Origin of the sequence: Polynucleobacter paludilacus, assembly GCF_018687595.1 — a bacterium.
GTDB lineage: Bacteria > Pseudomonadota > Gammaproteobacteria > Burkholderiales > Burkholderiaceae > Polynucleobacter > Polynucleobacter paludilacus.
In genome coordinates, this window is the sequence record NZ_CP061298.1 from 907,285 (window position 1) to 933,541 (window position 26,257).

24 protein-coding genes and 1 tRNA gene are annotated in these 26,257 nt (G+C 47.5%); 7 read left to right on the forward strand and 18 right to left on the reverse strand.

Annotated elements, in window-relative coordinates:
• Positions 1 to 214 precede the first annotated feature (214 nt).
• The 9 genes from AOC06_RS04845 to cysS all read right to left on the reverse strand — a co-directional run bounded on the left by AOC06_RS04845 (position 215) and on the right by cysS (position 12,020).
• Positions 215 to 3,262 carry an efflux RND transporter permease subunit gene (locus AOC06_RS04845; RefSeq protein WP_215379065.1) on the reverse strand — a complete coding sequence of 1,016 codons (3,048 nt, stop codon included), beginning with the start codon at positions 3,260 to 3,262 and terminating at the stop codon, positions 215 to 217.
• A 3-nt stretch (positions 3,263 to 3,265) separates the two neighbouring features.
• Positions 3,266 to 4,399 (reverse strand): efflux RND transporter periplasmic adaptor subunit, encoded by a 1,134-nt coding sequence (locus AOC06_RS04850; protein ID WP_439650697.1) that lies wholly within the window; start codon positions 4,397 to 4,399, stop codon positions 3,266 to 3,268.
• A gap of 187 nt (positions 4,400 to 4,586) precedes the next feature.
• Positions 4,587 to 6,122, reverse strand: coding sequence for an efflux transporter outer membrane subunit (locus tag AOC06_RS04855; RefSeq protein WP_369411309.1), 1,536 nt, complete (start codon positions 6,120 to 6,122; stop codon positions 4,587 to 4,589).
• Positions 6,123 to 6,209: 87 nt separating this feature from the next.
• A tRNA-Ser gene (locus tag AOC06_RS04860) sits at positions 6,210 to 6,304 on the reverse strand.
• Positions 6,305 to 6,367: 63 nt separating this feature from the next.
• Positions 6,368 to 7,618 carry an aspartate kinase gene (locus tag AOC06_RS04865; RefSeq protein WP_215379070.1) on the reverse strand — a complete coding sequence of 417 codons (1,251 nt, stop codon included), beginning with the start codon at positions 7,616 to 7,618 and terminating at the stop codon, positions 6,368 to 6,370.
• 31 nt (positions 7,619 to 7,649) lie between these two features.
• Positions 7,650 to 8,999, reverse strand: a complete 1,350-nt coding sequence (tilS, locus tag AOC06_RS04870) for a tRNA lysidine(34) synthetase TilS (protein ID WP_215379072.1) — start codon at positions 8,997 to 8,999, stop codon at positions 7,650 to 7,652.
• The gene (locus AOC06_RS04875) at positions 8,965 to 9,936 is read right to left on the reverse strand and encodes an acetyl-CoA carboxylase carboxyltransferase subunit alpha (protein WP_215379075.1); all 972 of its coding nucleotides are present in this window, start codon (positions 9,934 to 9,936) and stop codon (positions 8,965 to 8,967) included. The genes tilS and AOC06_RS04875 overlap by 35 nt, the downstream gene beginning before the upstream one ends.
• 9 nt (positions 9,937 to 9,945) lie before the next feature.
• Positions 9,946 to 10,614: a DNA-3-methyladenine glycosylase family protein gene (locus tag AOC06_RS04880; protein ID WP_215379077.1), complete on the reverse strand. Its 669-nt coding sequence runs from the start codon at positions 10,612 to 10,614 to the stop codon at positions 9,946 to 9,948.
• Entirely contained in the window at positions 10,599 to 12,020 is a 1,422-nt protein-coding gene (cysS, locus tag AOC06_RS04885; protein ID WP_215379080.1) for a cysteine--tRNA ligase, read from the reverse strand. Before cysS ends, AOC06_RS04880 begins: the two co-directional genes overlap by 16 nt.
• Before the next feature lie 113 nt (positions 12,021 to 12,133).
• Between cysS and AOC06_RS04890 the strand changes: the two genes are divergently transcribed.
• The 3 genes from AOC06_RS04890 to AOC06_RS04900 are packed head-to-tail and all read left to right on the forward strand — an operon-like array spanning position 12,134 to position 14,236.
• Positions 12,134 to 12,976, forward strand: coding sequence for a tetratricopeptide repeat protein (locus AOC06_RS04890; RefSeq protein WP_255879885.1), 843 nt, complete (start codon positions 12,134 to 12,136; stop codon positions 12,974 to 12,976).
• On the forward strand, positions 12,951 to 13,454 hold the full coding sequence (locus tag AOC06_RS04895; RefSeq protein WP_215379085.1) for a peptidylprolyl isomerase: 504 nt from the start codon (positions 12,951 to 12,953) through the stop codon (positions 13,452 to 13,454). Before AOC06_RS04890 ends, AOC06_RS04895 begins: the two co-directional genes overlap by 26 nt.
• Positions 13,451 to 14,236 (forward strand): UDP-2,3-diacylglucosamine diphosphatase, encoded by a 786-nt coding sequence (locus AOC06_RS04900; RefSeq protein WP_215379086.1) that lies wholly within the window; start codon positions 13,451 to 13,453, stop codon positions 14,234 to 14,236. The genes AOC06_RS04895 and AOC06_RS04900 overlap by 4 nt, the downstream gene beginning before the upstream one ends.
• A 30-nt stretch (positions 14,237 to 14,266) precedes the next feature.
• On the opposite strand, the gene AOC06_RS04905 is transcribed toward AOC06_RS04900, so the two are convergent.
• The gene (locus AOC06_RS04905) at positions 14,267 to 15,055 is read right to left on the reverse strand and encodes an inositol monophosphatase family protein (protein WP_215379088.1); all 789 of its coding nucleotides are present in this window, start codon (positions 15,053 to 15,055) and stop codon (positions 14,267 to 14,269) included.
• 127 nt (positions 15,056 to 15,182) lie between these two features.
• On the opposite strand from AOC06_RS04905, the gene AOC06_RS04910 reads away from it, so the two are divergent.
• Positions 15,183 to 15,941: an RNA methyltransferase gene (locus AOC06_RS04910; RefSeq protein ID WP_215379090.1), complete on the forward strand. Its 759-nt coding sequence runs from the start codon at positions 15,183 to 15,185 to the stop codon at positions 15,939 to 15,941.
• 23 nt (positions 15,942 to 15,964) lie between these two features.
• Positions 15,965 to 16,732, forward strand: a complete 768-nt coding sequence (gene cysE, locus AOC06_RS04915) for a serine O-acetyltransferase (RefSeq protein ID WP_215379092.1) — start codon at positions 15,965 to 15,967, stop codon at positions 16,730 to 16,732.
• Here cysE and AOC06_RS04920 read toward each other — a convergent pair whose 3' ends face one another.
• Positions 16,733 to 17,353: an FKBP-type peptidyl-prolyl cis-trans isomerase gene (locus tag AOC06_RS04920; protein WP_215379094.1), complete on the reverse strand. Its 621-nt coding sequence runs from the start codon at positions 17,351 to 17,353 to the stop codon at positions 16,733 to 16,735.
• A 53-nt stretch (positions 17,354 to 17,406) separates the two neighbouring features.
• Between AOC06_RS04920 and AOC06_RS04925 the strand changes: the two genes are divergently transcribed.
• Positions 17,407 to 18,612: a cupin domain-containing protein gene (locus tag AOC06_RS04925; protein WP_215379096.1), complete on the forward strand. Its 1,206-nt coding sequence runs from the start codon at positions 17,407 to 17,409 to the stop codon at positions 18,610 to 18,612.
• Positions 18,613 to 18,722: 110 nt separating this feature from the next.
• Entirely contained in the window at positions 18,723 to 18,893 is a 171-nt protein-coding gene (locus AOC06_RS04930) for a hypothetical protein (protein WP_168183332.1), read from the forward strand.
• 73 nt (positions 18,894 to 18,966) lie between these two features.
• Here AOC06_RS04930 and bamC read toward each other — a convergent pair whose 3' ends face one another.
• The 7 genes from bamC to lpdA all read right to left on the reverse strand — a co-directional run bounded on the left by bamC (position 18,967) and on the right by lpdA (position 26,256).
• Positions 18,967 to 20,103, reverse strand: a complete 1,137-nt coding sequence (gene bamC / locus AOC06_RS04935; RefSeq protein ID WP_215379099.1) for an NlpB/DapX family lipoprotein — start codon at positions 20,101 to 20,103, stop codon at positions 18,967 to 18,969.
• Positions 20,104 to 20,111: 8 nt separating this feature from the next.
• Positions 20,112 to 20,984, reverse strand: a complete 873-nt coding sequence (gene dapA / locus AOC06_RS04940; protein WP_215381828.1) for a 4-hydroxy-tetrahydrodipicolinate synthase — start codon at positions 20,982 to 20,984, stop codon at positions 20,112 to 20,114.
• A gap of 77 nt (positions 20,985 to 21,061) precedes the next feature.
• Entirely contained in the window at positions 21,062 to 21,625 is a 564-nt protein-coding gene (locus AOC06_RS04945; protein ID WP_255879887.1) for a class I SAM-dependent methyltransferase, read from the reverse strand.
• A gap of 2 nt (positions 21,626 to 21,627) precedes the next feature.
• Entirely contained in the window at positions 21,628 to 22,830 is a 1,203-nt protein-coding gene (locus AOC06_RS04950) for a tryptophan--tRNA ligase (RefSeq protein ID WP_215379102.1), read from the reverse strand.
• Positions 22,831 to 22,857: 27 nt separating this feature from the next.
• Positions 22,858 to 23,706: a 3',5'-nucleoside bisphosphate phosphatase gene (locus AOC06_RS04955; RefSeq protein ID WP_215379106.1), complete on the reverse strand. Its 849-nt coding sequence runs from the start codon at positions 23,704 to 23,706 to the stop codon at positions 22,858 to 22,860.
• A gap of 9 nt (positions 23,707 to 23,715) precedes the next feature.
• Complete coding sequence (gene zapE, locus AOC06_RS04960) at positions 23,716 to 24,819, reverse strand: cell division protein ZapE (protein ID WP_215379109.1); 1,104 nt, start codon at positions 24,817 to 24,819, stop codon at positions 23,716 to 23,718.
• The gene (lpdA, locus tag AOC06_RS04965) at positions 24,820 to 26,256 is read right to left on the reverse strand and encodes a dihydrolipoyl dehydrogenase (RefSeq protein ID WP_215379112.1); all 1,437 of its coding nucleotides are present in this window, start codon (positions 26,254 to 26,256) and stop codon (positions 24,820 to 24,822) included.
• Position 26,257: the final 1 nt, after the last annotated feature.

Sequence of the window (26,257 nt, forward strand, 5' to 3'; positions counted from 1 at the left end):
TCTTCCTGGCTGCTTGGGCAGCAGTAAGACCTTTTCCAACCCACTCCACTGCTTGATATGTCTTTGGTATTGCTCTTTTCATATTGCTTTCTCCATTTGATTACTATACTACAGAAGTTGTGAAGTTGTGAACTTTATTTATAAAAATATATCTGTTGTTTTGAGGCAATAAAAAAGCCCCTAAAGGGGCTTTATGCAATTGTGAGATCGTGAATTAAGGAGAAATTTCGGGCTCGGGATGTTTTTGATCATGGTGATCAGCGCCAAGGAAGAGGTACATGGAAGGAACCACAAAAAGTGTAAAGAGCGTTCCAATTGATAGGCCAGTGAAGATCACTAGACCCATCGACTTGCGCCCTGCAGCTCCTGCTCCCGAAGCAATTACCAGTGGAAAAACTCCTAATACCATCGCAAAGGTAGTCATCAAAATCGGCCTAAGTCGAACTGTGGCAGCCTCAATAATTGCCTCCAACTTCGTTCTACCAGCAATTTGTAACTCGTTTGCAAATTCGACAATCAAAATACCGTGCTTACTAATCAAACCCATCAGAGTTACTAAGCCAACCTGGGTATAGATATTGAGCGTAGTAAAGCCAAGATTGATAAAGATTAAGGCGCCAAATAAAGCCAGCGGTACCGAGACCAAAATCACAATCGGATCCCTAAAGCTCTCAAACTGAGCTGCTAAGACCAAGAAAACGATCAGGATCGCAAAGAACATTGTGCCCAGGAAACCACCAGATTCATTAGCAAACTGACGGGATGGTCCTGCATAGTCAACTGAGTAACCATTGGGGGCGACTTCTTTTACCGTATCAGCCAAAAACTTCAAGACCTCCCCTTCAGAAATAAACGGAGTACTCACCCCAGAAATTGTTGCTGAATTCAGTTGCTGAAAATGATTAATGGACTCAGGCACCACCTGCTTTTGGATAGTTGCAAAAGTTCTGACCTGTATCAAATCCCCCTTCGGAGTTCTGATGTAGTAATCCAAGATTTGGTCTGGATTCAGGCGATTGACCTGCTCCACTTGCGGAATGACGCGATACGAACGTCCTGCGATCGAGAAGTAATTTACGTAACCACCACCCAAGGCCGCTGTTAAAGCGCCCCCTACCTGCTGTTGGGTCATGCCGAGAGAAGACACCTTATCCTTGTCGATCACCAGCATATCCTGAGGTTTATCAATCTTTAAGTCTGTATCCACAAAGAAAAAATTGCCACTTCTTCTGGCTTTATCAAGCACAGCTTGTGAGACTTCATTTAAAGCTTGGTAGGGTTCAGTTGTTTTAATAACGAACTGAACAGGCAAGCCTTGCGAACCAGGCAAAGCCGGAAACTGGAAGGCTGCAATCCGGACACCTGCGATCGAGTTCCACTTGTTTTGGAGAACCTGCTGCAGAGTCATTGCACTGCGGCTACGCTGTGAATAGTCTTTTAGATTGATACCGCCAAAGCCAGTACCTGGACTCGTAATTTGAAACGATGCGGCAAACTCAGGCTCTGTTTTAGCCATATCAAAAACTTGGTCTGCATAGAGCTGCATCTGCGCTACGGTGCTGTTGGGCGGACCGGTCAAATTCATCAAGACAATCCCTTGATCCTCTGTGGGAGCCAATTCGGCTTTGGAGGTCGAGTATAAGTAAGCTACGCCACCAAGCAGGATGACACCCATTACGATCACAACCTGCCAGGTTCTCAACAGACTCCGTAAGGCTGTTTCATAGGTGTGATGAACCTTCTCAAACACACGATCAATCTTTAAAGCAAATTCTGTCGTCTCTTGATCCGCTTTAAAGATGCGTGAACACATCATGGGCGATAAGGTCAACGCAATGAGTCCCGAGACGGCTACGGCACTCGCCAACGTAAATGCAAACTCAGTAAACAATGCGCCGGTCAAGCCACCCTGAAAGCCAATTGGGATATAAACCGCGATCAAGACCACGGTCATCGCTAGAATTGGGCTACCAAGTTCTCGTGCGGCAATAATCGCAGCATCAAAAGGCGATTTACCTTCTTTCATATGACGGTCAACGTTTTCCACCACGATGATGGCGTCATCAACCACCAGACCAATGGCAAGCACCAGCGCTAATAAAGTCAGCAAATTAATCGAGTAACCCAGCACCTGCATGAGGAAGAAGGTACCAATTAGCGACAAGGGCATCGCAATCACCGGAATCGCAACAGCTCGATAGCTTCCCAAGAATAAATAAATCACCACTGTCACAATGATCAGTGCCTCAAACAGCGTTTTGACAACCTCACTAATCGAGCTCGTAATAAATTCCGTGGAGTCATAAACAACCTGACCAGTCATACCAACTGGTAATTGCTTTTGAATGCCGGGCAAGAGTTTGCGCACTCGGTCAACTACGTTCAATATGTTTGCTTGAGGCGCTACTTGAATACCAATAAAAACGGATTGTTTGCCGCTAAAAGCAACGTTAGTGTTGTAATCCTCAGAACCCAAAGTCACAGTGGCAACTTCACCGAGATGGACCAAGTTAACGCCATCGCTTTTAATGACCAACCTTCGAAATTCTTCAACGGTATGCAAATCGGTATTGGCCATTAAATCGACCGACACCATATCACCCTTAGTAGTACCCACTGCCGAGAGATAGTTGTTTGCAGATAAGGCGTTATAGACATCGTCAGCAGCGACTCCAAGACCCGCCATTTTTTCCCGATTCAGCCAAGCTCGTAAGGCAAACTTTCTGCCACCGATTAACTCTGCGTTCTGAACCCCATCCACAGCATCAAACTTCGGCTTGACCTCCCGTAGCAAATAGTCGGTGACGCTATTGCTCGGTATGTCCACACTTGAAAAGCCCATATACATCGCATCAGTGGTTTGACTCATTTGGACTGTGAGCACAGGCTGCAATGCTTGGGGAGGAAGCTGATTTCTAACTGAACTAATTTGTGTCTGTATCTGCGTTAAAGCTGCATTCGAGTCGTAATTCAGCTTTAGATTTGCAGTGATAGTAGAAAGACCGCTAACGCTAGTGGATGAGAGGTAATCAATACCCTGTACCTGTGCAATCGCTTGCTCCAAAGGCTGAGTAATAAACCCCGCCATGGTTTGCGCATCAGCACCGTAGTAATTCGTGGTAATGGTGACAACCGCATTTTCAGTTTTTGGATATTGACTCACTGGCAAAGAGCCAATTGCCTTAAAACCAAAAACCAAGACCAATGCACTCACTACCAGCGATAAAACTGGCTTATTGATAAAGAGATCAGTCCATTTCATCGTTTACTGCTCTTGTGGCTTAGGATCAGGCAGGTTGGTAGGTTGAACCGTATTGTTGATATTCAGAGGGCTACCATTTTTCAACTTAAGCTGTCCGCTGGTGACAACGGTCATGCCCTCATCAATGCCTTTCAAGATAGCCACTTGATCGCCGCGAGTCTGTCCAGTAGTGACAAAGACCTGCTGGGCTTCATAAATCGTTTTGCCCTCTTTATCCTTCTTGCCAGAATCTTTGCTGATAAATACAGTTGCTCCATAGGGGTTATAGGTCACCGCAGTTTGTGGAACAGTAATGAGGCTAAGCTGGCTGCCCACTTCAATATTCACATTGGCAAACATCCCTGGGAGAATTTTCTTATCCGGATTATCAATCTGCGCTTCGATTTGAAGATTGCGGGTATTGGTATCCACCTTAGGGCTCACAGCCGTGATCTTGCCCACAAAGGTCGCATTCTTAAATGCATCCGTCGTCACATTAATCGACTGCCCTACCTGAATATTGGCTGCATCACTCTGAGGTAAGTTGAAATCAATAAAGATGGGATCTAGAGTCTGCAAGGTCATCAGCTTATCGCCAGGATTGATATATTGACCTGGGTTAATCGTGACGATACCAACTCGGCCGCTAAACGGCGCTCTGATATTTTTCTTTGCGACTAAGGCAATTTGCGCTTCTACTTGCGCTTGCTTAGACTTTGCATCAGCCTTAGAGGTATCGTAAGTATTTTTGCTGATAGCCTGAATCGCCAACTGTTGGCGATCCCGCTCATTAATCACTTTAGCCAATTCAGCCAGAGCTTTGAGGGAGTTTAATTGGGCGACATCCGAAGCATCATTCAACTTCACCAGTAAATCGCCCTCTTTTACATCTGCTCCAGATTGAACGGGGACATTGACTACCAAGCCCCCGATTTCTGCACTCAAATCAACGCCCCGATAAGCACGAACACTGCCCACGCTGGTGAGTTTAGGTTGCCAAATATCCGCCTTGGCGACCATGGTGGAAACAGACTGAGGTGGCATACCCATACCCGCGACATACTGCTTAATCATAAACGTCTTCAACTGATTGAAAGCAAAAATCAGTCCGAGCAGTAGGAACACCCCGATCAACATGATGACCATCCGTCTTTCCATCTCAGGTAATGCCATGAGTTTTGCGTAAGCACGGGTGTTCTTGAAACGTTCTTTAAAGCGCCCTATCAGACCTGCCAAGTAAGCCTTGGTCTTCAAAAGGTGTTCTTGCATATGCCAAACTGCCCATTGCTGGATCGCCCAAGCTTGTACCTTTTTGGCAGCTTCAATCAGTCTGAGCTTTAATGTATCAAGGCGTGTCATTTTGATTTTCGTTTAGGGTTGCTTTAGGTTGAAAGGCAGGCTCTGCACGATTCCACCAACCACCGCCAAGAGCGGCGAGTAAGGCAGCGGTATCTGCAAAGCGGTTTGCTTGTGCTTGGATCGACTTGATCTTTGCTTGCTGATACTGGGTCTGATAATAAAGTACCTGGAAATAACTGGTAGTACCCAGCTTGTACTGAATCTCGGACAGCTTGAGAGTTTCGTAAGCATAGCGTTCAGCGTTAGATGCTGAGCGCAAGGCTCTAGCTCCAGTTTCCAAGGCCTTTAAAGCGTCTGCCACCTGTTGGAAGGCACTGAGCACTGTTGCTTGGTATTGATAGACGGCTTGTTCATAGTTCGCCACAGCTCCTCTGCGTTGCGCTATTAACTGACCGCCCTGGAATAATGGCTGAAAGACGGCCCCACCTACAGACCATAGGGCAGCGCCAGGTCCAAACAATGCGCCAGTAGTCAAAGCCTCAGTGCCCATTGCACCGGTGATATTGAACTGCGGCAATAAGTTGGCTGTGGCTACACCAACTAAGGCATTGGTGGACTTGATATTCGCTTCAGCCGCCTTCACATCGGGGCGTTGACGCACCAGACTCGAGGGCAGAGATAGGGGAATCTTCTCAGGCAGATTCAGAGTACTTAAGTTAAATGCAGCGATATTGGCATTGCTAGGCTGCTCTCCAACGTACACCGCCAACTGATTACGAATGATGGATAAATTCTTTTCGTAATTAATCAAGTCAACTTCAGAGGTAGATACCAAGGTTTCTTGTGATGAGACATCAATTTTTGATGCCGTACCAATAATCAATTGTTTTTCAGTAATCGCGGCCTGCTTCTTTTGCGCATCCAAAATATCTTGAGTCGCTTGAAGCTGGGCCTCTAGGGCCGCCTCTTTAACAGCAGAGGTCACAATGTTCGAAGTGAGCGAAAGGTATGCACCCTCCAGTTGATATTGTTGATACTCTGCTTGTGCTCTTGCGCTTTCGACAGTCCGGCGCGCCCCACCAAAGACATCCAATTTATAGGTCACGCCTACGTTGGCGTTGTACAAATTATAAATACTCGTTGGACCGCTCTGCCCATAGGCAGCCGGGGGGACTTGTTGTCTTGAGCCTGAACCATTTAGACTAAATGCAGGAAAGTACTGTCCGCCAATCTGCGCAAAGAGATTTTCTTGAGCAGATCGTAAGGCAGCATCTGCTGCGCCAAGCGTGGGGTTTTGTTGCAAGGCTTTTTGAATCAGAGCCTCTAACTCGGGTGACTTGTATAAAGCCCACCATTGCGCAGGAATATCAGCATTCTCTTCGAGCACTTGTTCTGTACCGCCAGGAACATCTGGTGCAGTAGCCAATGAAGTTGGAATAGGCTTTTCGGTATAACGAGTCACTTTTGGCGCTGGAGGCTCCTTAAAATCAGGGCCAGTTGCACACCCGTAAAGACCTGCAAGGACAAGTGCCGAAAGACTTAAAAGGCGAAAAAATGAGAAAGAAACAGACATGGAGCTCATTATCAAGGAAAAATGGGAGGCCTTGTAGCTGACGATGCTCTGTAAGCCCGCAAAATGGGCTTAAAGCCTGATTTTCGATTGAAAAGTTGGCGGAGACGAGAGGATTCGAACCTCCGATCAGAGTTTTAGCCCCGATGCTCCCTTAGCAGGGGAGTGCCTTCGACCAGCTCGGCCACGTCTCCGTATTTCTTAAAGCTTACTTCTAAAGCGCCCACAGTTTAACGGATAACCGCTAAATACGGAACTTACTGCTGATCTAGCTCAAATGCCTTGTGGAGTGCTCTAACGGCTAGCTCAAGGTATTTCTCATCTAATACGACAGAGATCTTGATCTCGCTGGTTGAGATCATCAATATATTGATGCCCTCTTCCGACAAGGTGCGGAACATTTTGCTGGCAACGCCCACATGAGAACGCATGCCAACCCCCACAACAGAGACTTTGGAAACCTTAGGGTCTCCAGTAATCTCTTTAGCCTGAATATGGGACTGCACTTTGTTCTTCAACAAGTCCATTGCTTTTTGATAATCTGCGCGGGGGACCGTGAAGGTGAAGTCAGTAATGCCATCAACTGACTGATTCTGAATAATCACATCAACATCAATGTTCGCATCGGCTACTGGACCAAGAATTTGATAAGCGATACCAGGGCGATCCGGAACACCCAATACGGTGATCTTGGCTTCGTCGCGTGCAAAAGCAATACCGGAAATAACGGCGGCTTCCATAGTGCTGTCCTCTTCAAAAGTAATTAAGGTGCCCGACTTCATCTCTTGATCAAGCGGCATCAATGGGTCTGTCAAGGAAGACAGAACCCGGGTTTTCACTTTGTACTTGCCAGCAAACTCAACTGAACGAATCTGCAGTACTTTCGATCCCAGACTGGCCATCTCTAACATCTCTTCAAACGTGATGCGATCTAGGCGTCGCGCATCCTCACACACCCGAGGGTCCGTGGTGTAAACACCATCAACATCGGTATAGATCAAGCACTCATCTGCTTTCAGGGCAGCGGCCATTGCAACCGCGGAGGTATCAGAACCACCGCGACCTAGGGTCGTGATATTGCCTTGTGGATCAACCCCCTGAAATCCTGTTACGACAACTGCTCTACCAGCATTGAGATCTGCCAGGATTTTTTGATCATCAATGCCCATGATGCGGGCCTTGGTAAATGCAGAATCAGTATGAATAGTCACTTGCCAACCGGCATAACTAATAGCATCCACACCTTCCTTCAGCAAGGCCAAGGCGAGCAAGCCAGAGCTCACCTGCTCTCCGGTTGAGGCAATTTGGTCTAGCTCTCTTGGATTAGCCTGAGGATTGATTTCTTTTGCTAAGCCTAATAGACGATTGGTTTCTCCTGACATAGCGGAAGGTACAACCACGACTTGATGGCCCGCACGCATCCACTTGGCTACGCGTTTCGCCACATTCTGAATGCGCTCGACCGAGCCCATTGATGTACCGCCATATTTGTGAACAATTAAAGCCATAAAACTCAATATAACCGTTTGTATAAAGGGTCTATTTTACTCGGTTTTGAGCTGTATTCGCTGGCTGCCACTCGGGCAAAACCCTTTTGCCGCTGGTCGATAGATGGGGGAAGCTGGTGCCAAGCCCCGCTACGGCGATCAGCTCCCCATTAATAAAGAGCAATGGAGCCTGACGTTGCCATGGTGGAACGTCATTTTCTTGAAAGAGATTTTTGAGCGTTTTGCGAGGGGTATTTGCCTTCAGTTGCAAGCGCTCTGCGCCCGACCGCGGCCTCTCCTCAATCCCTTCAGAAGCGATGGCCTGATTGACATACTCAAGGGACAAACCCAAGGCTTTGCTTCTCACCGGGAGCGGTGTAAAAAGCCATTGACCCCAGCTTGGATGTGAAGAAATTTGCAGGACGCTTAGTTGATTGCGCCAAAGCACGATTTCGTGATCATCATGCAACCACTTCAGCTGAGCATGGGCTCCGACTTTTTTAAGATCATTCCACCAAGCCTGCAATCGTTCTTGAGATGGCATTGCCAAGTGTTGCTGCTTAAGCCAATAGCGCACAACATTATTTGCAGCTGCTAAGTCTTGCTTTTCTAATTGCAGCAAAGGTTTCAGTTTGAGATGGTCTTGATTCAGAATGATTTTGCCATCTGTTTGAGCAAGACGATCGAGCAAGACTTGCGCATCACTAAGCAGTTGCGCACTGCGTGCCAGATTGCTGACTGCTTCTGGCTGAATTTTTGCGAGACGCGGAATAATCTCTTGACGAAGGGCATTGCGTCGATAGCGGGTATGGAGATTGCTGGGATCGTCAATCCATTTCAAACGATGTGTCCTTGCATAAACTTCTAGTGACTCCCTGCTCTCTCCGAGTAAGGGCCGCCAAATCGTAATAGGGCTTTGACTTTCTGCCATCAGCCGCTCGCTAGGCATTGCCGATAAACCGGCTACACCGGCCCCACGCAATAGTTGTAGAAGTACGGTTTCCGCTTGATCATTTTGATGATGGGCAAGCAGTAGATCTTCGATGTGATGTTCTGCACATAAATCTGCAAGGGCTTCATAGCGTGCCGCTCTTGCTCTTGCTTCAATATTGCCATTCTGGAGATCACCTAAATGCAAAAGACGAAAGTCAAAGGTAACTGGATATTTTTTCTTTTGATATTGAGCGCTCAGTTTTTCGCAAAACTCGAGCCATTGATCGGCAGGTTTTTGCAGGCCATGATGGATGTGAAATACCCAAATGTGTTCGATCTTCTGCGACTGAAACACTTGAGCCTTGCAAACGGTGTCGAGCAAAACCACTGAATCGAGGCCGCCACTTAAAGCAACCGCGATGCGTTTACCTGACTTATGGTTTTGGGGTAATTTCCTTGAACTTGCCATAACTCATTAAGCGTTCATGGCGGCGCTCCAATAAGGCCTCCATCTTCATGCCATCAAAGGTTTTTAAAGATTCCGTTAAGGCCTTGCGCATCTGGCTCATCATGCCATCGTAATCCCGATGCGCACCACCAATGGGCTCTGGAACAATCTTATCAATCAAACCAAGCGCTTTCAGTCTCTGGGCAGTCAAGCCGAGCTGTTCTGCAGCTTCAGGGGCTTTATCGGCCGTCTTCCACAAAATGGATGCGCAGCCCTCAGGAGAGATCACCGAGTAGGTCGAGTTTTGCAGCATCAGTACCAGATCGCCCATCGCAATTGCTAAGGCGCCACCAGAACCACCCTCACCAATGATGGTGCTGATGATCGGCACTTCGAGCTCGGCTTGTACATACAGATTGTGTCCAATCGCCTCCGATTGATTGCGCTCCTCAGCATCAATCCCTGGAAATGCTCCTGGGGTGTCTACAAACGTAAAAACCGGTAAACCAAATTTCTCGGCCAGACGCATGAGGCGCATTGCCTTGCGATATCCCTCTGGACGACTCATGCCAAAGTTACGCAGAGCACGCTCTTTTGTGTCCCTACCCTTTTGGTGACCAATCACCATGCAAGCTTTGCCATCGTATCTAGCTAGACCACCAATGATGGATTGGTCGTCAGCAAAACTACGGTCGCCATGCAGTTCATGAAAATCGGTGAAGAGCGCTGCGACGTAGTCTAGGGTGTAAGGTCTTTGTGGATGACGTGCTACTTGGGATACCTGCCAAGGGGTGAGATTGGCATAGACATCTTTAGTGAGTTGAAGACTTTTTTCAGAAAGGGTTTTGATCTCATCGGAGATGTCCACCGAGGATTCGTCTTGGACAAAACGCAGCTCCTCAATCTTGGACTCGAGTTCAGCAATTGATTGCTCAAAATCTAGAAAAGTGGTCTTCATGCTCTGATTTTAGTATTCCACGGGGATGGGGTCGATACTTCGCCATAAATACCAGGTTGCCACGGTCCGCCATGGGGCCCAATTGGCAGCAACCTCTCTCGCCTCGTGACGGCTCACCGGCTCGCCACTAAAGTAACTGAGGGAAATGGCCTTAATCAGACCAATGTCATCTAGGGGAAGAATATTGGGTCGGGTCAGATTAAAAATCAGGAACATTTCAGCAGTCCAGCGCCCAATTCCCCGAATTTCACTCAATTCCTTAATAACAGATTCGTCATCCATCTCTTGCCATTGATTGGCATGCAATCGGCCAGAAATAAAATGCTCCGCTAGATCTTGAATGTATTCGACCTTACGCCCAGACAATCCCGCAGCGCGTAACTCTTCAACAGTAAGCGCCAGAATATTTTTAGGATTCACCTTCTTTTTTGAGGCGAGTACCACGCGATCCCATACAGCCTGCGCTGCTGATACCGAAATCTGTTGACCCACTATCGACCTCGCTAAGGTAACAAATGGATCGCCACGGGTCATTAAGAAACCGCTACCAAACTTCGGAATCAATTTGCGCATGATTCGATCGTTTTTCATCAACTCCGCACAGGCTTGTTCCCAGTAGAGCGGTGCAACTGCTTCGAGCACAGTTTGGTTCGAGCTGCTCACTATAGTCTGCGCCATTCAGTAATACCACCTGGTTTATCTTCCAGAACTACGCCCTGCTCTAATAGCTGTTTGCGAATTTCATCTGCCTTAGCAAAATCTTTTGATTGCTTGGCATTGATTCTGGCAGTAATTTGCGCTTCGATCTGCTCAGCAGCCAAGCCATTCTCAACATGGCGAGTGCCAGCTTGTAAAAATTGATTGGGGTCGCGCTGCAAAAAGTTCAGGCTTGCAGCCAAGGATCTCAAGATGGCAGCGAGCTCTTCTTTTTCTTTGCCTTGAGAACGATTGATTTCGCTAGCCAGTTCAAATAGGACAGCAATCGCCTCAGGCGTATTGAAGTCATCATTCATGGCAGCATTAAATTGCTTAACCCAAACTGAATCTGAATCGAGCGAGATTGGATTCGTAGGCGTGTGAGCTAACGCAGTATAGAGACGGACTAATCCAGCATGGGCCTCATCCAATTGGGCATCACTGTAATTGATTGGGCTGCGGTAATGGGCTCTCAACATGAAAAAGCGGAGCACTTCAGGATCATAGGTCTTCAGGACATCACGAATCAGAAAGAAGTTACCCAAAGACTTGGACATCTTCTCTTGATTGACTCGAATATGGCCGTTATGCATCCAATAGTGCACAAAAGGTTCATCACTAGGGGTGCGGTCTTGGCCGTATAAAGCACCCTCACTTTGAGCGATCTCATTTTCATGATGAGGAAACTGTAAGTCTGATCCACCACCATGAATATCAAAATGCTCGCCAAGGAGTTCACAGGACATGGCTGAGCATTCAATATGCCAACCGGGTCTACCCTCGCCCCAAGGAGATTGCCAACGCGTATCTGCTGGCTCCCCAGACTTAGCGCTTTTCCAGAGCACAAAATCCAATGGGTCACGTTTACTTCCACCAATTGCTACTCGCTCGCCAGCCTGCAACTCATCCAAGCTTTTGCCAGACAATTTACCGTAGCCCGGAAACAAGCGAACTGCAAAGTTCACATCACCATCATCAGCCTGATATGCCAGTTGTTGCTCCAACAGGCGGCCAATCATCCCCTGCATTTGCTGAATAAATTGAGTGGCACGGGGTTCATGATCGGGATGCATTAATCCCAAGCTATCGGAATCCGCATGCATTGCTTCAATAAATCGATTGGTTAATGCGGCAATAGATTCTTTATTTTCAATTGCACGCTGGATAATCTTGTCATCGATATCGGTAATATTGCGCACATACAGCACTTCATAGCCGCTGGCCCGCAACCAGCGCACCACCATATCAAAAACGATCATCACTCGCGCATGACCGATATGGCAAAAATCATAGACTGTCATGCCACAGACGTAAATCTTGACCTTGCCAGACTCAATCGGCTTAAAGACCTCTTTTGAGCGACTTAGGGTGTTATAAATTTGCAGCATAGGCAGATAAAAGGCAGGCAATTCACTCGAATTTGTTAGACTGATGAGTATATCGAATGAGCCCGCAGTTTTACCCCCTTCTACTTATGCAAAACAACCTCCCTTTGGTAAACATGTCGCTGTTGGCCCGCATCGGCCAGTCATTTGCGATTGCGCTCGCTTTTTTAGCCCTTGCAGGCTGCAGTACTCCGGGGCAGCAGAGAGCTGATGCTGAAATTCTGGCAGTGAATAAAGCGGAGATGCAGCAAGGCACCGCCTCACCTCAGCCCTATTTAGGGTCTTATGGCCCAAACGACCCCCAAAGACTGAGTACTAATCCTGCCTATGAGCCCTTAATGCCTTCTTTGGCGGATTCGGTTGCAGTACCCTATCTTTCTTTCTTGATTATTGAACCCGATCCTGTCAACCGCAATGGTGTGCCCTCCGATATTGAGAAGCTCGTCAAGGCCAGGCAGTTTCCAGCAGCCATTGATTTAATTAACGAGCGACTCAGCAAAACACCTAAAAATGTTCAGCTGCGCTATATCAAAGCCAGAATTCAAATTCAGATGCGAGACTTTGCTTCTGCCAAAAAAACCTTGATTGAAATTACCCAACAATTCCCAGAATTACCAGAGCCCTATAACAACCTAGCTGCCCTAGCTGCTAACCAAGGCCAATGGATTGAGGCGCGAGATTATTTAGAGTTAGCGCTCAAGCTCAGACCGACTTATGCAATCGCCTCGGCCAACCTCGGCGAAGTTTATGTGCGTTTAGCAGCACAAGCTTATGAAAATGCCGCTCAATCGAATAGCAATCAGCGCTTTTATAGCAATCGCGCTAAGGCACTGAATGAAATCCTGAAACAAAAACCCCAGAGTACATTGCCTCAAGCCAATATACCGGTACAAAATTTACAACCGACCAACCCTAAAGAAAGCACCTCAAGTAATGGCGAAAGTTCTTCTAAAAACTAATAAGGGTGATATCACTCTCAGTCTCGATGCGGTGAAAGCTCCTAAGACCGTGGCGAATTTTTTACAGTATGTCAAAGCTGGTCATTACGATGGAACCATTTTTCATCGCGTCATCAATAACTTCATGATCCAGGGTGGCGGTATGGGTGTGGGCATGAAAGAAAAATCTACTGGCGCCCCAGTTGAAAATGAAGCCAATAATGGACTCAAAAACGAGCGCGGCACCGTTGCCATGGCACGTACTAGCGACCCCCACTCTGCAACTGCCCAGTTCTTCATTAACGTCAATGACAACGATTTCTTAAACCATACCGCTCCTAATGCACAAGGCTGGGGTTATGCCGTATTTGGCAAAGTGACCGATGGTCTCGATGTCGTAGATACCATTCGCAAAGTCAAGACTGGCAATGCAGGCTTTCATCAAGACGTACCTGCAGAAGACGTCATTATTGAAAAGGCAAGCGTCACTGAAGAATGAGCGTTCAATGTCGTAGCGCCCTGCTGATCTCCGATCTACACCTAACGCCATCAATGCCTCTGACGGCTCAGCGCTTTTTTGACTTTTGTCTTAAAGAAGCTGAGGCGGTTGAGGCAGTTTTTATTATGGGTGATTTATTTGAGTACTGGCTAGGAGATGACGCTAATGCGAGCTCTCCTTTTCAGCAAGAGGTGCGTAACGCCCTAGCGAATCTATCAAGCAAGGTGAAACTCTTTTACCTGCATGGTAATCGGGATTTTTTACTGGGACCTGACTATCTTAAGAAAACCAGTATGACTGCATTACCAGATCCCTCAGAGGTCCGCATTGCAGGTCATGACTATATCTTGAGTCATGGTGATGTTTTATGTACTGCAGACTTGGGTTATCAAGTATTTCGTAAATGGACTCGCAAGCCTTGGGTGCAAAAACTGTTTTTACAGCTCCCTTTGCAATGGCGCCGATCTATTGCAAACCAACTGCGTCGCAATAGCGCCCAAAAATATCAACGAGCAAGTCGCTACACACCAGCGAGCCGATTGATGCAGATGGATGTCACTAATCATGCTTGCGCTGCACTTGTAAAAAAGCACTCGATTAATCGATTGATTCATGGACATACTCATATGCCCAAGCATCACCACGAACAACTGGGTGAACTTCAATGGCAACGCTGGGTTTTATCCGACTGGGACCTAGATCATCCTGAAAGCGTTACCCCAAAAGCCAGCGCCTTACTAATCGATGAACACGGCGTGCGTTATTTAGACTTGGTGAAGTAAAGTCAGTTTGTTGTTTACTTAGAGGGTAACTTAGTGCTTGGAATAGCGCGATAAAGTTTGTGCCATTTGAGCAAAGATGCGTGGATTAGCGCACATCACTTCACCGCTCTCTAAATAGCCTTCTTCACCGCGGTAGTTGCCGATTAAGCCACCCGCCTCAGTTACTAGCAAGGCTCCAGCAGCCATATCCCAAGGCTTAAGATCACTCTCAAAGAAACCATCGTAGCGACCCGCTGCAACATAAGCCAAATCCAGCGCAGCTGCACCAGGACGCCGTAAACCAGCGCATTGACGCGACATCTCGGCAAAGATTTTCAAATAGGTTTCGAGGTCTTGATCTTGTCGATACGGAAAGCCTGTGCCTAATAATGTATTTGCTAAACGATCTTGCGTGGCCACGCGCAAGCGGCGGCGATCTAAATACGCACCAGCACCGCGAGTTGCAGTAAAGAGTTCATCACGGGTGGGGTCATACACAACCGCTTGTTGCGTAACGCCATTCACAGCCAATGCAATCGATACCGCATATTGCGGAAATCCATGAATGAAATTGGTTGTACCGTCCAGTGGGTCAATAATCCAAATATGATCTGAGCCACTATTTTGAGAGCCGGTCTCTTCTGCCAAGAATCCATGTGTAGGATAGGCTTCGCTGAGGGTTTCAATGATTGCTGCTTCTGCAGCTTTGTCCACCTCAGTCACAAAATCATTGTGCTGCTTACGATCCACTTGCAAGCGCTCTAAATTGAGAGAGGCCCGGTTAATTACGGTACCGGCACGACGGGCAGCCTTAATGGCCACATTTAACATGGGATGCATAGTGTGTATGGACAAATTAAATAAGAACGGACCCGAAATAGTACGAACTTCAGCAAAAACTGAAGGACAATATCGAGCTAATAGCTTGATTCTAAACGATTGCCTACGATGCTAGCCAACTAAGCCCATGATTTCTCACAATACTGAACTGATTCGCTGGGTGCTGGTAGAAACCAGCCACCCGGGTAATGTAGGCTCAGCAGCGCGCGCACTCAAAACCATGGCTTTTGACCAATTGCTCTTGGTCAACCCTAAAAAGGCGCAGATTGCTCAAGATCCTGAGGCAATTGCACTTGCCAGTGGCGCTACAGATATCTTGCAATCAAGTCAAGAACTTCAGTCCCTAGATACTGCTGTACAAGGCTGTGCCCTGGTCTTGGGACTCACGAGTCGAGATCGAGAATTTGGTCCACCAGCTCTCAATTGGCAAGCAGCTAAAGACCTCATCACCGCGACTGTCCATGCGGGCCAATCAGTGGCTTTGTTGTTTGGCCCCGAGCGGACTGGGCTTGATAACAGCCATTTAGCCTTATGCACTCACCGAGTCTGGTTAGATGCCAACCCGGCCTATCCCTCCCTCAACTTAGCTCAAGCGGTGATGGTCTGCGCCTTTAGTCTCAAAGAAGCTCTCGGTCAGTTAGCTGACCCAGGAAATCCCCTATTTTCTGGCTCTCGTGAGGATTTGGCGGACTTTGCAGACCCCGCCTCCATTGCTGCGATGCTGGAGCACTGGCAGGAAGGTCTGATTACCCTGGGTTATCTTGATCCCAAAAATCCCAAAAAACTGATGCCCCGCTTACAAGCCCTTTTTGCAAGGGCCAGACTCCACAAAGAGGAAATTGATCTGCTGCGTGGTATTGCAAAACAGATGCTCCTGAGGAAATAAGCTCAAACCATTAGAATCAAACTATGCTGAATACCCTTTTTGAGACTGTTGACTCCATCATTACACGTGACCCTGCAGCCCGCAATCGCTTCGAGGTCATCACCTGCTACCCAGGTCTGCACGCTATTTTCTTATACCGTATCTATCATTTTTTCTGGGTCATTGATCTCAAGTGGCTGGCTCGCTTTTTGTCTTTGCTTGCTCGCATCATTACCGGCATTGAAATACATCCCGGCGCCAAAATTGGACGCCGTGTATTTCTAGATCATGGCCTTGGGATTGTGATTGGTGAAACCACCGAAATTGGCGACGACTGCACGATCTATCAAGGCGTAACGCTTGGCGGCACATCGCTTTATAAGGGTGTAAAGCGTCACCCTACTTTAGGCAAAGGGGTTGTTATCAGTGCCGGTGCAAAAGTATTGGGCGGCTTTACGGTTGGTGACGGAGCACGCGTTGGTTCGAATGCCGTAGTCTTAAAAGAGATTCCTGCAGGAGCAACTGCAGTTGGTGTGCCTGCTCGTATTCTCCATCCGGATTTACCGCAAACTCATGACTCGGAGAGCAAAGCCTATTTCTCGGCCTATGGGATCACACCCAATGTTGATGATCCTGTATCGATGGCGTTGAAAGGCTTAATTGACGCCAGTCTGGAGCAAGAAAGCAAAATTGTCGCCCTAGAAAAAGCCTTAGCTCAATTCAGCAACACAGCAGTTTCCCCAGAGAGCAACAAGGCTCAAAGCGATACTAAGCGTGATCTTGGTGCCATCAAAGAATGGCTTAAAGAATAATTAGTGCAGAGTGCGCGGGTTGCTTCTGCCTGCGCCAGAGGCAATCGAAATGAAGTCGTCAGCATCAGATTCATCACCATCTTCTTCATTAGGCATACCAAAGGTGAAGCTTTCGGCACCAGCTGGATGACGATTCGCAATTTCTTCATCACTAGCCGCGCGGACATCTTGTACTTGTACCCAGAAGCGAAGAGCCATGCCCGCTAAAGGATGATTGCCGTCCAAAACCACTTGGTTATCAGCAACGTCGGTAACGGTATAAATGAGTGATTCTTCGTCATCCTCATCTTCAGCCGCTAACAAATCAGAGTCCTCTTCGCCGCCCTCTTCAGGCACGCCTTCGAACTGCATGCCGACTTCAAGGGGCTCGGGAAAACGGGTACGCGGCTCAATCTTTAATAACTCGGGGTTGTACTCACCAAAGGCCTCAGTTGGCTCGAGTTGCACAGTGGTTTCAAAACCAATATTCTGGCCGTCCAAGAGCGCTTCAATTTTCGGAAAAGTCCCTTCGTAACCCCCATGCAGGTATACCATCGGAGAATCAGGTTCTTCAATGACATTATTTTGTGCGTCGGTTAATTTATAACGCAGGGATACAACGGTATTTTTTTCGATCTTCATGCGGACATTTCAGTGCTATTACAGTACTACTTTTGACATAGGAATCATTTTACTTGAGTAAGCCCTACGAACCACCCATCCCCCCAAAACCGCTACCGATTGACCAAAAATGGGCTCTATTGGGCGACAGAAGCCCTCAAGAGTTTATGAAGGAGTTCTGGCATAAAAAACCTTTGCTGGTTCGAGTTGCTATTCCGGCCTTTGGCCTAGCAGCCTTGGATAGCCCCATTTCTGCAGATACCCTCTTCAAACTCTCGCAATCGGAGGATTGTGAAGCCCGTTTAGTCCGCTCCAAGCCCTGGAGTATTGATACGGGACCACTGGGCAAAAAAGATTTTCCCCGTTTGGAAGATCGCAATTGGACCCTCTTGCTCCAAGGTATGGAGGCAATGCATCCGGCTTGCGCCAAGGTGCTGTCATGGTTTCGGTTTATTCCCGATGCTCGTCTAGATGATCTAATGATTAGCATTGCAGGTCCTGGTGGTGGTGTTGGCCCACACTTTGATTCGTATGACGTCTTTCTCATTCAAATGTCTGGCAGAAGACGCTGGAAAATTTCACAGCAAACCGATTTAAGTCTGGAACCATCGCTACCTTTGAAGATCTTGAAAAACTTCAAAGCGGAATCGGTTTGGGATTTAGAGCCTGGCGATATGCTTTACCTGCCCCCGCACATTGCGCATGAGGGAGTGGCCCTTGATCCCGGCTGTCAAACTTGGTCAGTCGGGTTTCGCTCCCCCAGCTACAAAGAGTTACTACAAGAAGGCTTGTGGCGTCTTGCGGAGTCTTTGGAAGCTCTACCAGAATTAGAAAACCGTTTTGCCGATCCCCTGCAAACAGCCAGTCACGAGGCAGAACAATTACCGAAAGAACTCATCAAACAGATCGAGGGCAAACTCAGCAGTCTCAGGCTCCAAGATATCAGTACTTTTCTTCCAGGAATAACGGCCTACTTAAGCGAGCCCAAGCCGCAAGCCATTTTTGTGAGCAGGGTCAATATGAGCCCAGCAATATTTGCTAAAAAGCTATCCAATACTACCCTCAAGCCCCATCCGCAAACCCGGATTTTGAGTCTTGGCAAGGCTGTGTTTTGTAACGGGGAAAATATGACCCAAAATGAGACTCAGAAAACTCAAGAAGCTTGGAAAAATCTGAGTAAATTCAAGGCTCTTCCAGCGGGATTCCCTACTGAAAAGGAATCTCGGAGCAGCCTGCTTCAAGCATATATATCCGGTTGGCTGGAATTTACGAAGGAGTAATAAAGAGCTGGCTATAATAAATGCTGGAAAGTACTTAGGGATTTTCCCTGCGTATAGACCTTCACCAATTACCGGTAATTGATGTTTATTTTTTTAAGAGGAAATTACAAATGAAGAAGTCACTCGTACTCGCTGCTATGTTGGCAATCGTTTTAGCTGCATGCGGCAAAAAAGAAGAACCAGCACCTGCTCCAGCTCCTGCTGCTGCACCTGCTGCTGATGCTCCCGCTGCTGCTGCTCCTGCTGCTGCACCCGCTGCACCTGCTGCTGACAAGAAGTAATTTCCTTCTTGAAGAAAAAGCCGCTTACGAGCGGCTTTTTTTATGTCTGCGTTAACGTGAATGTACCCTTCGATTACCGACTCAGCTGATCTGTTAACAACGTTAAGAGCTGAAATCCAGCCGGGGTATTTTCTGGCTTTCCATCAGCGTCCTGCACGTATACGCTACAACTTGCATCACCAGTTGATTTAACGATCACGCGATATTTTTTTGCCTTCAAAGCAGAATCATCCTTACTACTAAACAAGTTAGAGAAAAAGCCTTTGGTTTCTGTAGTCTCTTTTTGATTCACATAACGCACGAAATAGACACCATTTGAGCGATCACGATCCTCAACGGTGAAGTTAGAACGATCTAGAGCCAAGCCAACATCACGCCATGCACGATCAAAACTATTACCTAGGTCAATATGCGCAGCACCCCCCTCTTGAACCAAAGTTGCTTTTGGTGTTTTTACTACTGCAGGGCTAGCAATTTGGGCCTTCGCCATTTCCTGAGTCATTCCCAGGCGCTCCATCAAACGCTGTAAAAATACTGCCTCCAGCTCTGGATCAGTTGGACGCGTAGTCCAAATGGTGTAGAGGCAAGAGCCGGTGGTGTCTGTTACACACTTCTCTAGGGCACCCTTTTGAGTAATATAGACCTCGGTCTCGTCGGGTTTAACAACCTCTAGACGAGTTTTATAGCGATCGCGCTCACCAGTATCAGAAATCGAATCAAGGGCGCTATTTAACAGTGAGCGGATATAGTCTTGCTCTACTTTGGGGCGATTTTCAGCCCAATCGGTTTCCATAATCCCCGTTGATGGGGAATCCGTAGTCAACAGAAAGCCATTTTCTTGCCAGAAGTCTTTAATCTGCGGGTAAAGCTCAGCTGCAGGCTTTTCAACCACCAACCACCTACGCTCACCATCGCGTGCGATACGCATCCCCGGAATACCAGTCATGACGCTGGCTCGTAATTGAGCCGTTTTCTTTGTGGCTGCAACATACTCAGACATGGTTGCGGTACCGTCCTGAACGACATAACGCCGATCACCTTGTGCAGTAATTAAATCGGGCGGATAAGATAAATTCGGTCCACGAACTTCGCCAGAGCTCTTCTTGTAGTCAACGGTATCGCTACTAGTGACGGTCTTGCAGCCGACTAGAGCGGAAAGCAAGATGAGTGTTGCAACGAAAAACGAAATATTACGATTCAAAAATGGCATATCAATCTTCATAGTAAACCGACTTGTTTCAATGCGATCTTTAAAGGCTCTCGTAAAGCGAGGCTCAACGGAGTCAAAGGTAAACGAATTCCTGGACCAATCATGCCCATCTCGTATAGGGCCCATTTCACAGGGATGGGGTTAGCTTCAATGAACATCGCTTTATGCAATGAGAGCAATTGGTATTGCAACTCACGAGCATGGGTGAGTTCGCCAGTCATGGCAGCCTTACACAATTCGTGCATCAAACGGGGTGCTACATTCGCTGTTACAGAAATATTGCCTTTGCCACCCATCAACATTAATAGGACAGCACTTAAATCATCACCTGAAAAAACGGCAAATTGCTCTTGTCCAGCACGCTTCAAATCTGCAATCAAAGCCATACCGCGCTCTAGGTTGCCGGTTGCGTCTTTGATGCCAATCATGCCAGGCACTTGTGCCAAGCGAACGACAGTCTCGCCCGCTAGGTCGGCAACAGTGCGGCCTGGCACGTTATATAAAATGACTGGCAAATCGACAGACTCTGCAATCTTTTTAAAGTGGGCATACATGCCATCTTGGGTTGGTTTGTTGTAGTAAGGCACCACCTGAAGACTGGCATCTGCACCAACCTTCTTGGCATATTGCGTTAGCTCAATAGCCTCTCTAGTAGAGTTCCCACCAGTACCTGCAATCACCGGAATTCGGCCGGCAATCTGCTCAACACAAACCCGAATCAATTCACAATGCTCTTCAACTGAAACGGTTGGTGACTCACCACTAGTTCCTACGATCACAATGGCATCGGTACCTTCAGCAACATGCCAGTCGAGCAAGGAACGCAAGCCCGGGAAATCAAGACTGCCATCTTCCAGCATGGGTGTAACAATAGCTACCATGCTGCCAGCAATGGGCTTTTTATTGGATGAATTTGAAGTAGTGCTGCTCACTAGGTAGGTGCCGTATAGATAGGTGTTTAAGCTCGAAATTGTAACGGAATGTGCCCCTGCAAAACGCCTTTTACAGCGCAAAGCCTCTGAATCATGGCAGGTTTGGGGTGGTCGATATAGAGATCTTCGTAAGCCAGAACTTTCAGACCATTCTGAGCAGAAAATGAGAGCAATTCCCCTGTTTTTAAGAGGAAATCGGGGTTGGAAGGCTTCCCAAACTCGCCGTTGCCCTGGGCAAAGGTTTCAAAGAGCAAAACCCCACCAGCAGTCAGCATTTTGGGCAGTTCGGCCAAGTAAGGTCGAAACAGATAATTGGTCACCACAATAGCTGAAAAATCCATACCCGTCAGAGGCCAAGTCTCACCCTCCAGATTCATGCGCGCTACTTCTAGCCTGGGGTGCTTTTCTTGGCAGATAGCGTCAATATTTTGATCTACTGCCAGAACGGTAAATCCCGCATTCAATAAAAAATGGGTATGCCGACCGGCCCCACAAGCCAAATCCAAAACGACACCATTTTTTGGGATAGCAGAAACGAAGCGTCTAATCCAGGGTGATGCCTCTTCAAGAGCGGTATGACTATTACTCAAGTTTAGTCGTACGCCAATCCCATGGCTTCACGTACTTCGCGCATGGTTTCTTGAGCAACCTTACGCGCCTTATCGGAGCCATCTGCAATAATCGAGCGCAACAAACTGGGATCATCCAAGTATTTCTGGGCACGCTCAAACATTGGCTGTTGCTCAGCCAATATCGCATCAATCACCGGCTGTTTACATTCTAGGCAGCCAATGCCCGCGCTTTTGCAGCCCTTCTCAGCCCATGCTTTGGTGTCTTCATCGGAATACACGGTATGAAATTGCCAAACAGGGCAGCGGGCAGGATCACCCGGATCGGTTCTACGAACTCGCGCAGGATCAGTTGGCATCGTGCGCATTGAGCGAATGATCTCTTCCGGTTTCTCGCGAATGCTAATGGTATTGCCATAAGACTTCGACATCTTTTGACCATCAAGACCCGGCATTTTTGAGGCAGCAGTTAATAGCGCTTGTGGCTCTGGAAGAATAATTTTGCGCGCACCCTCTAAAAATCCAAATAATCTCTCGCGGTCAGCCATCGATAGACTTTGTGAATCTTGCAGAAGTGCTTGGGCTTGCTCAAGCGCACTATCGTCACCACGCTCTTGATAAGCAGTTCGAAGTTCTGCATACATTTTGGCGCGTTTGCTGCCCAGCTTTTTGACTGCCTCTAAGGCTTTTTCTTCAAAGCCTGCCTCACGGCCGTAAAGGTAGTTAAAGCGACGCGCTACTTCACGCGTCATCTCTACGTGCGGTACCTGATCCTCGCCAACGGGAACAAATTGGGCACGGTAGATCAGAATATCGGCAGACTGCAATAAAGGGTAGCCCAAGAAGCCATAGGTCTGCAGATCTTTTTCCTTGAGCTTTTCAATTTGGTCTTTATAGGTGGGCACCCTCTCCAACCAGCCCAATGGAGTTCCCATTGCTAACAACAAAAAGAGCTCTGCATGCTCAGGCACTTTGCTTTGAATGAAGAGTGTGGCCTGATTAGGGTCAACGCCAGCTGCCAACCAATCGATCACCATATCCCAAACAGACTGTTCAATCACCTCAGGAGTTTCATAGTGAGTAGTTAGGGCATGCCAATCTGCAACGAAAAAGAAGCAGGGATACTCTGCTTGCAAGCGGACCCAGTTTTTTAATACGCCGTGATAGTGGCCAAGGTGCAAATTACCCGTAGGGCGCATGCCAGAGAGAACGCGTTCAGCAAACATGGTGATCTTTATTGATATCGTGAATGATTAGTGGAATACCGACCATACTGGTGTTAGATTATTCGGCAATAGTGGTAGTGCACCCAGATCCATATGGCTCTCACCTGGGTCATGGAAATCTGAACCTCGTGAAGACATAAAACCATACTTCTGGGCAATCTTGCCGTAAGTTTGATACTGGTCCGGAGTATGACTTCCAGTAATCACTTCGATCCCGACACCACCAAAATCTTTGAAGCGCTCATAGAGCTGATCCATTTGTAAGGCCGTGAAATCATAGCGTCCTGGGTGCGCAATCACTGCCACACCACCCGCTTGCTTAATCCATGACACAGTATCTTCCAGGCTAGCCCATTGATGAGGCACAAAACCTGGCTTACCGTCTACGAGATAATTCTGAAAAACAGTCTCTGTATTGCGGCAGATGCCCTGCTCCACTAAAAATCGCGCAAAGTGAGTACGTGAAATCAAATCGTGGTTGCCCGCAAACTGCAAAGCGCCTTCATATGCACCGGCAATACCAACTTGGGATAAGGCATCTGCAATTTGCTGAGCACGTTTGCCGCGACCATCACGGGTTTGGCGTAAGCCCTCTACCAAAGCAGGATTTTTTGGATCGATACCAAGGCCAACAATATGAATGGTGTGCCCCATCCACGTAACCGAAATCTCAACCCCGCCAACATAGTCCATACCAATCGCCTGAGCCGCAGCGCGAGCCCGCTCTTGACCGCCTAACTCATCATGATCGGTTAGGGACCAGAGGCGCACACCATTAGCATAAGCGCGTTGAGCCAAATCTTCCGGAGTCAAAGTGCCATCAGAGATGACAGAGTGACAATGCAGATCAGCGTTAAGGTCAGATATGTGGGACATCAGTCTATTTTAGGTCAAGGCGCTCGAATGCACTCGTCGTGGCGCATCTAAATAGTCTCTGGACTGCATCTCAAGCAATCTAGAGACCGTTCTTGAGAATTCAGCGGTAATTTGACCCTCTGTATAAAGCTCTGCTGCAGGTACATCTGCTGAAATAATGAGCTTGTTTTTATTGTCATATAGAACGTCAACCAGCCAAATAAAACGACGAGCTTCATTCGTTAAACGCGGTGGCATATAAGGCACGCCAGAGAGAATCACGGTATGAAACTGCTTGGCAAGCTCTAAATAATCGTTTTGAGAACGCGGCCCACAGCAGAGCGTTTGAAAATCAAACCACACCACACCATCACCCATATGCAGGGGGAGTAATTCACGAGATTCAATATAGAGAACCGGATTTGGATCTTCAGCTTGATTGCCGATCAAGGCATAAAACATGTTGAGAAGCTTCAGATCAGTTTGCGAATCAATGGGTGTCAAGTAGGCCTCAACTTGCTCCATTTGTACCCGGCGATAATCGTTACCCGCATCGACATTCAAAATATCCAATTTATCTTCTAGCAGGCGAATGGCGGGTAGAAGACGATCACGGTGCAAGCCATCGGGATAGAGCTGATCGGGTCGGTAATTGGACGTCATTACAAACTGCACGCGATCCTCAAATAACGCTTTTAGCAATCGATACAGAATCATGGCATCTGCAATATCGTTGATATGGAACTCATCAAAACAGATCAAGCGATAGCGCTTAGAGATTCTTTTGGCTAACTCATCCAGTGGATCAGCCAGCCCAGATAACTCATGCAATTCACGGTGAACTTCCCGCATGAATTCGTGAAAATGAATCCGAATCTTTTTTTCTAATGGGGATGCCGCATAAAAGCAGTCCATTAAAAAGGACTTGCCGCGACCAACACCACCCCATAAGTAAATCCCGCGGGGTAAAGCAGGTCTAAACAGTTTCTTTTTGAGTTGATTGCTGCGAACCTGCTTGTAGTCTACCCACTGATCCTCGCAGGCCTGCAATCGCTCAATTGCGCGAAGCTGCGCGGGATCGGTGTGATACCCGCGCGCTTTTAACTCTTGCTGGTAATACTCGATCGCTTTCAATTACATATTTAAGGCGCGTTGATCTGCCGCAAGTGCCGCTTCACGAACCACCTCAGACAAGCTAGGGTGTGGATGGCATATCCGAGCAATATCTTCCGCTGCAGCCTTAAACTCCATGGCGACTGCTGCCTCAGCAATTAAATCCGATGCATTAGGACCAATGATATGCACGCCCAGAATTTCATCAGTTTTGGCATCGGCCAACACTTTCACAAAACCATCAGAGCGCCCCATGCCTAAGGCACGACCATTGGCAGCAAAGGGGAACTGACCTGCTTTATAGGCACGGCCTTCGTCTTTGAGCTGCTGTTCGTTCTTGCCAACCCAAGCGATTTCAGGGTCGGTATAAATGACCCAAGGAATGCAGTTGTAATCAATATGGGGTTTTTGACCAGCAATGATCTCGGCAACCAAAACACCCTCATCTTCCGCTTTATGCGCCAACATTGGGCCCCGCACAACGTCTCCAACCGCGTATACGCCTGAGGCTGATGTCGCACAGGTATGATCATCAATCGGAATAAAGCCGCGCTCATCAACCTTCAAGCCGATTTTGTCTAAGCCTAACTTATCAGTATTAGGTACGCGTCCAACAGAAACAATTAAACGATCACAATCCAGCTTTTGCGCTTTACCAGTGCTATCGACATACTGAATCGATACACCCTTCTTATCAGCCTTCACTTCGCCAATCTTCACACCGGTCTGAATATTTAAACCTTGCTTCGCAAATAACTTCTGGGCCTCTTTGGCGATACCAGGATCGCATGCACCCAGAAAACTTGGCATGGCTTCAAGGATAGTGACCTCTGCACCTAAGCGGCGCCAAACTGAACCCAACTCAAGGCCAATCACACCAGCACCAATCACACCTAATTTCTTGGGAGCGACATCAAACTTGAGAGCGCCTTCGTTATCACAGATTAGCTTGTTATCAACAACGATGCCTGGCAAATGACGGGCTTTTGAGCCTGTAGCAATGATGACATTCGTTGCGGAAACTGTGCCAGCATCCTTGCCATCAATTTGAATTTGATATCCGCTTGCATCTTTACCAACAAATGAAGCGTGCCCTTTTAACAAGGTGATCTTATTTTTTCTGAACAGGTACTGAATACCACCAGTCATTTTCGTCACGATCTCATCTTTACGAGAAATCATTTTCTTGGTATCCATACTGACAGAGCCAACCTGGATGCCGTGATCCGCCGCATGATGCTCGATCTTCTCAAACTCTTCCGATGAAGCAAGCAATGCCTTGGAAGGAATACAGCCGACGTTCAAACAAGTACCGCCTAAACGAGGCTCGCCCTTGGGGTCGTCATAGGCGTTGGATTCAGCACAAGCAACATTAAAGCCCAACTGCGCCGCACGAATCGCCGCAATGTATCCACCAGGACCGCCACCAATGACAAGGACATCAAATGATTTACTCATA

Excerpts from the sequence above, each read along its gene's own strand:
- AOC06_RS04845 (WP_215379065.1), bottom strand. The coding sequence starts at position 3,262 with ATGAAATGGACTGATCTCTTTATCAATAAGCCAGTTTTATCGCTGGTA.
- AOC06_RS04850 (WP_439650697.1), bottom strand. The coding sequence starts at position 4,399 with ATGGAAAGACGGATGGTCATCATGTTGATCGGGGTGTTCCTACTGCTC.
- AOC06_RS04855 (WP_369411309.1), bottom strand. The coding sequence starts at position 6,122 with ATGAGCTCCATGTCTGTTTCTTTCTCATTTTTTCGCCTTTTAAGTCTT.
- AOC06_RS04865 (WP_215379070.1), bottom strand. The coding sequence starts at position 7,618 with ATGGCTTTAATTGTTCACAAATATGGCGGTACATCAATGGGCTCGGTC.
- tilS (WP_215379072.1), bottom strand. The coding sequence starts at position 8,999 with ATGGCAAGTTCAAGGAAATTACCCCAAAACCATAAGTCAGGTAAACGC.
- AOC06_RS04875 (WP_215379075.1), bottom strand. The coding sequence starts at position 9,936 with ATGAAGACCACTTTTCTAGATTTTGAGCAATCAATTGCTGAACTCGAG.
- AOC06_RS04880 (WP_215379077.1), bottom strand. The coding sequence starts at position 10,614 with ATGGCGCAGACTATAGTGAGCAGCTCGAACCAAACTGTGCTCGAAGCA.
- cysS (WP_215379080.1), bottom strand. The coding sequence starts at position 12,020 with ATGCTGCAAATTTATAACACCCTAAGTCGCTCAAAAGAGGTCTTTAAG.
- AOC06_RS04890 (WP_255879885.1), top strand. The coding sequence starts at position 12,134 with ATGTCGCTGTTGGCCCGCATCGGCCAGTCATTTGCGATTGCGCTCGCT.
- AOC06_RS04895 (WP_215379085.1), top strand. The coding sequence starts at position 12,951 with ATGGCGAAAGTTCTTCTAAAAACTAATAAGGGTGATATCACTCTCAGT.
- AOC06_RS04900 (WP_215379086.1), top strand. The coding sequence starts at position 13,451 with ATGAGCGTTCAATGTCGTAGCGCCCTGCTGATCTCCGATCTACACCTA.
- AOC06_RS04905 (WP_215379088.1), bottom strand. The coding sequence starts at position 15,055 with ATGCATCCCATGTTAAATGTGGCCATTAAGGCTGCCCGTCGTGCCGGT.
- AOC06_RS04910 (WP_215379090.1), top strand. The coding sequence starts at position 15,183 with ATGATTTCTCACAATACTGAACTGATTCGCTGGGTGCTGGTAGAAACC.
- cysE (WP_215379092.1), top strand. The coding sequence starts at position 15,965 with ATGCTGAATACCCTTTTTGAGACTGTTGACTCCATCATTACACGTGAC.
- AOC06_RS04920 (WP_215379094.1), bottom strand. The coding sequence starts at position 17,353 with ATGAAGATCGAAAAAAATACCGTTGTATCCCTGCGTTATAAATTAACC.
- AOC06_RS04930 (WP_168183332.1), top strand. The coding sequence starts at position 18,723 with ATGAAGAAGTCACTCGTACTCGCTGCTATGTTGGCAATCGTTTTAGCT.
- bamC (WP_215379099.1), bottom strand. The coding sequence starts at position 20,103 with ATGCCATTTTTGAATCGTAATATTTCGTTTTTCGTTGCAACACTCATC.
- dapA (WP_215381828.1), bottom strand. The coding sequence starts at position 20,984 with ATGGTAGCTATTGTTACACCCATGCTGGAAGATGGCAGTCTTGATTTC.
- AOC06_RS04950 (WP_215379102.1), bottom strand. The coding sequence starts at position 22,830 with ATGTTTGCTGAACGCGTTCTCTCTGGCATGCGCCCTACGGGTAATTTG.
- AOC06_RS04955 (WP_215379106.1), bottom strand. The coding sequence starts at position 23,706 with ATGTCCCACATATCTGACCTTAACGCTGATCTGCATTGTCACTCTGTC.
- lpdA (WP_215379112.1), bottom strand. The coding sequence starts at position 26,256 with ATGAGTAAATCATTTGATGTCCTTGTCATTGGTGGCGGTCCTGGTGGA.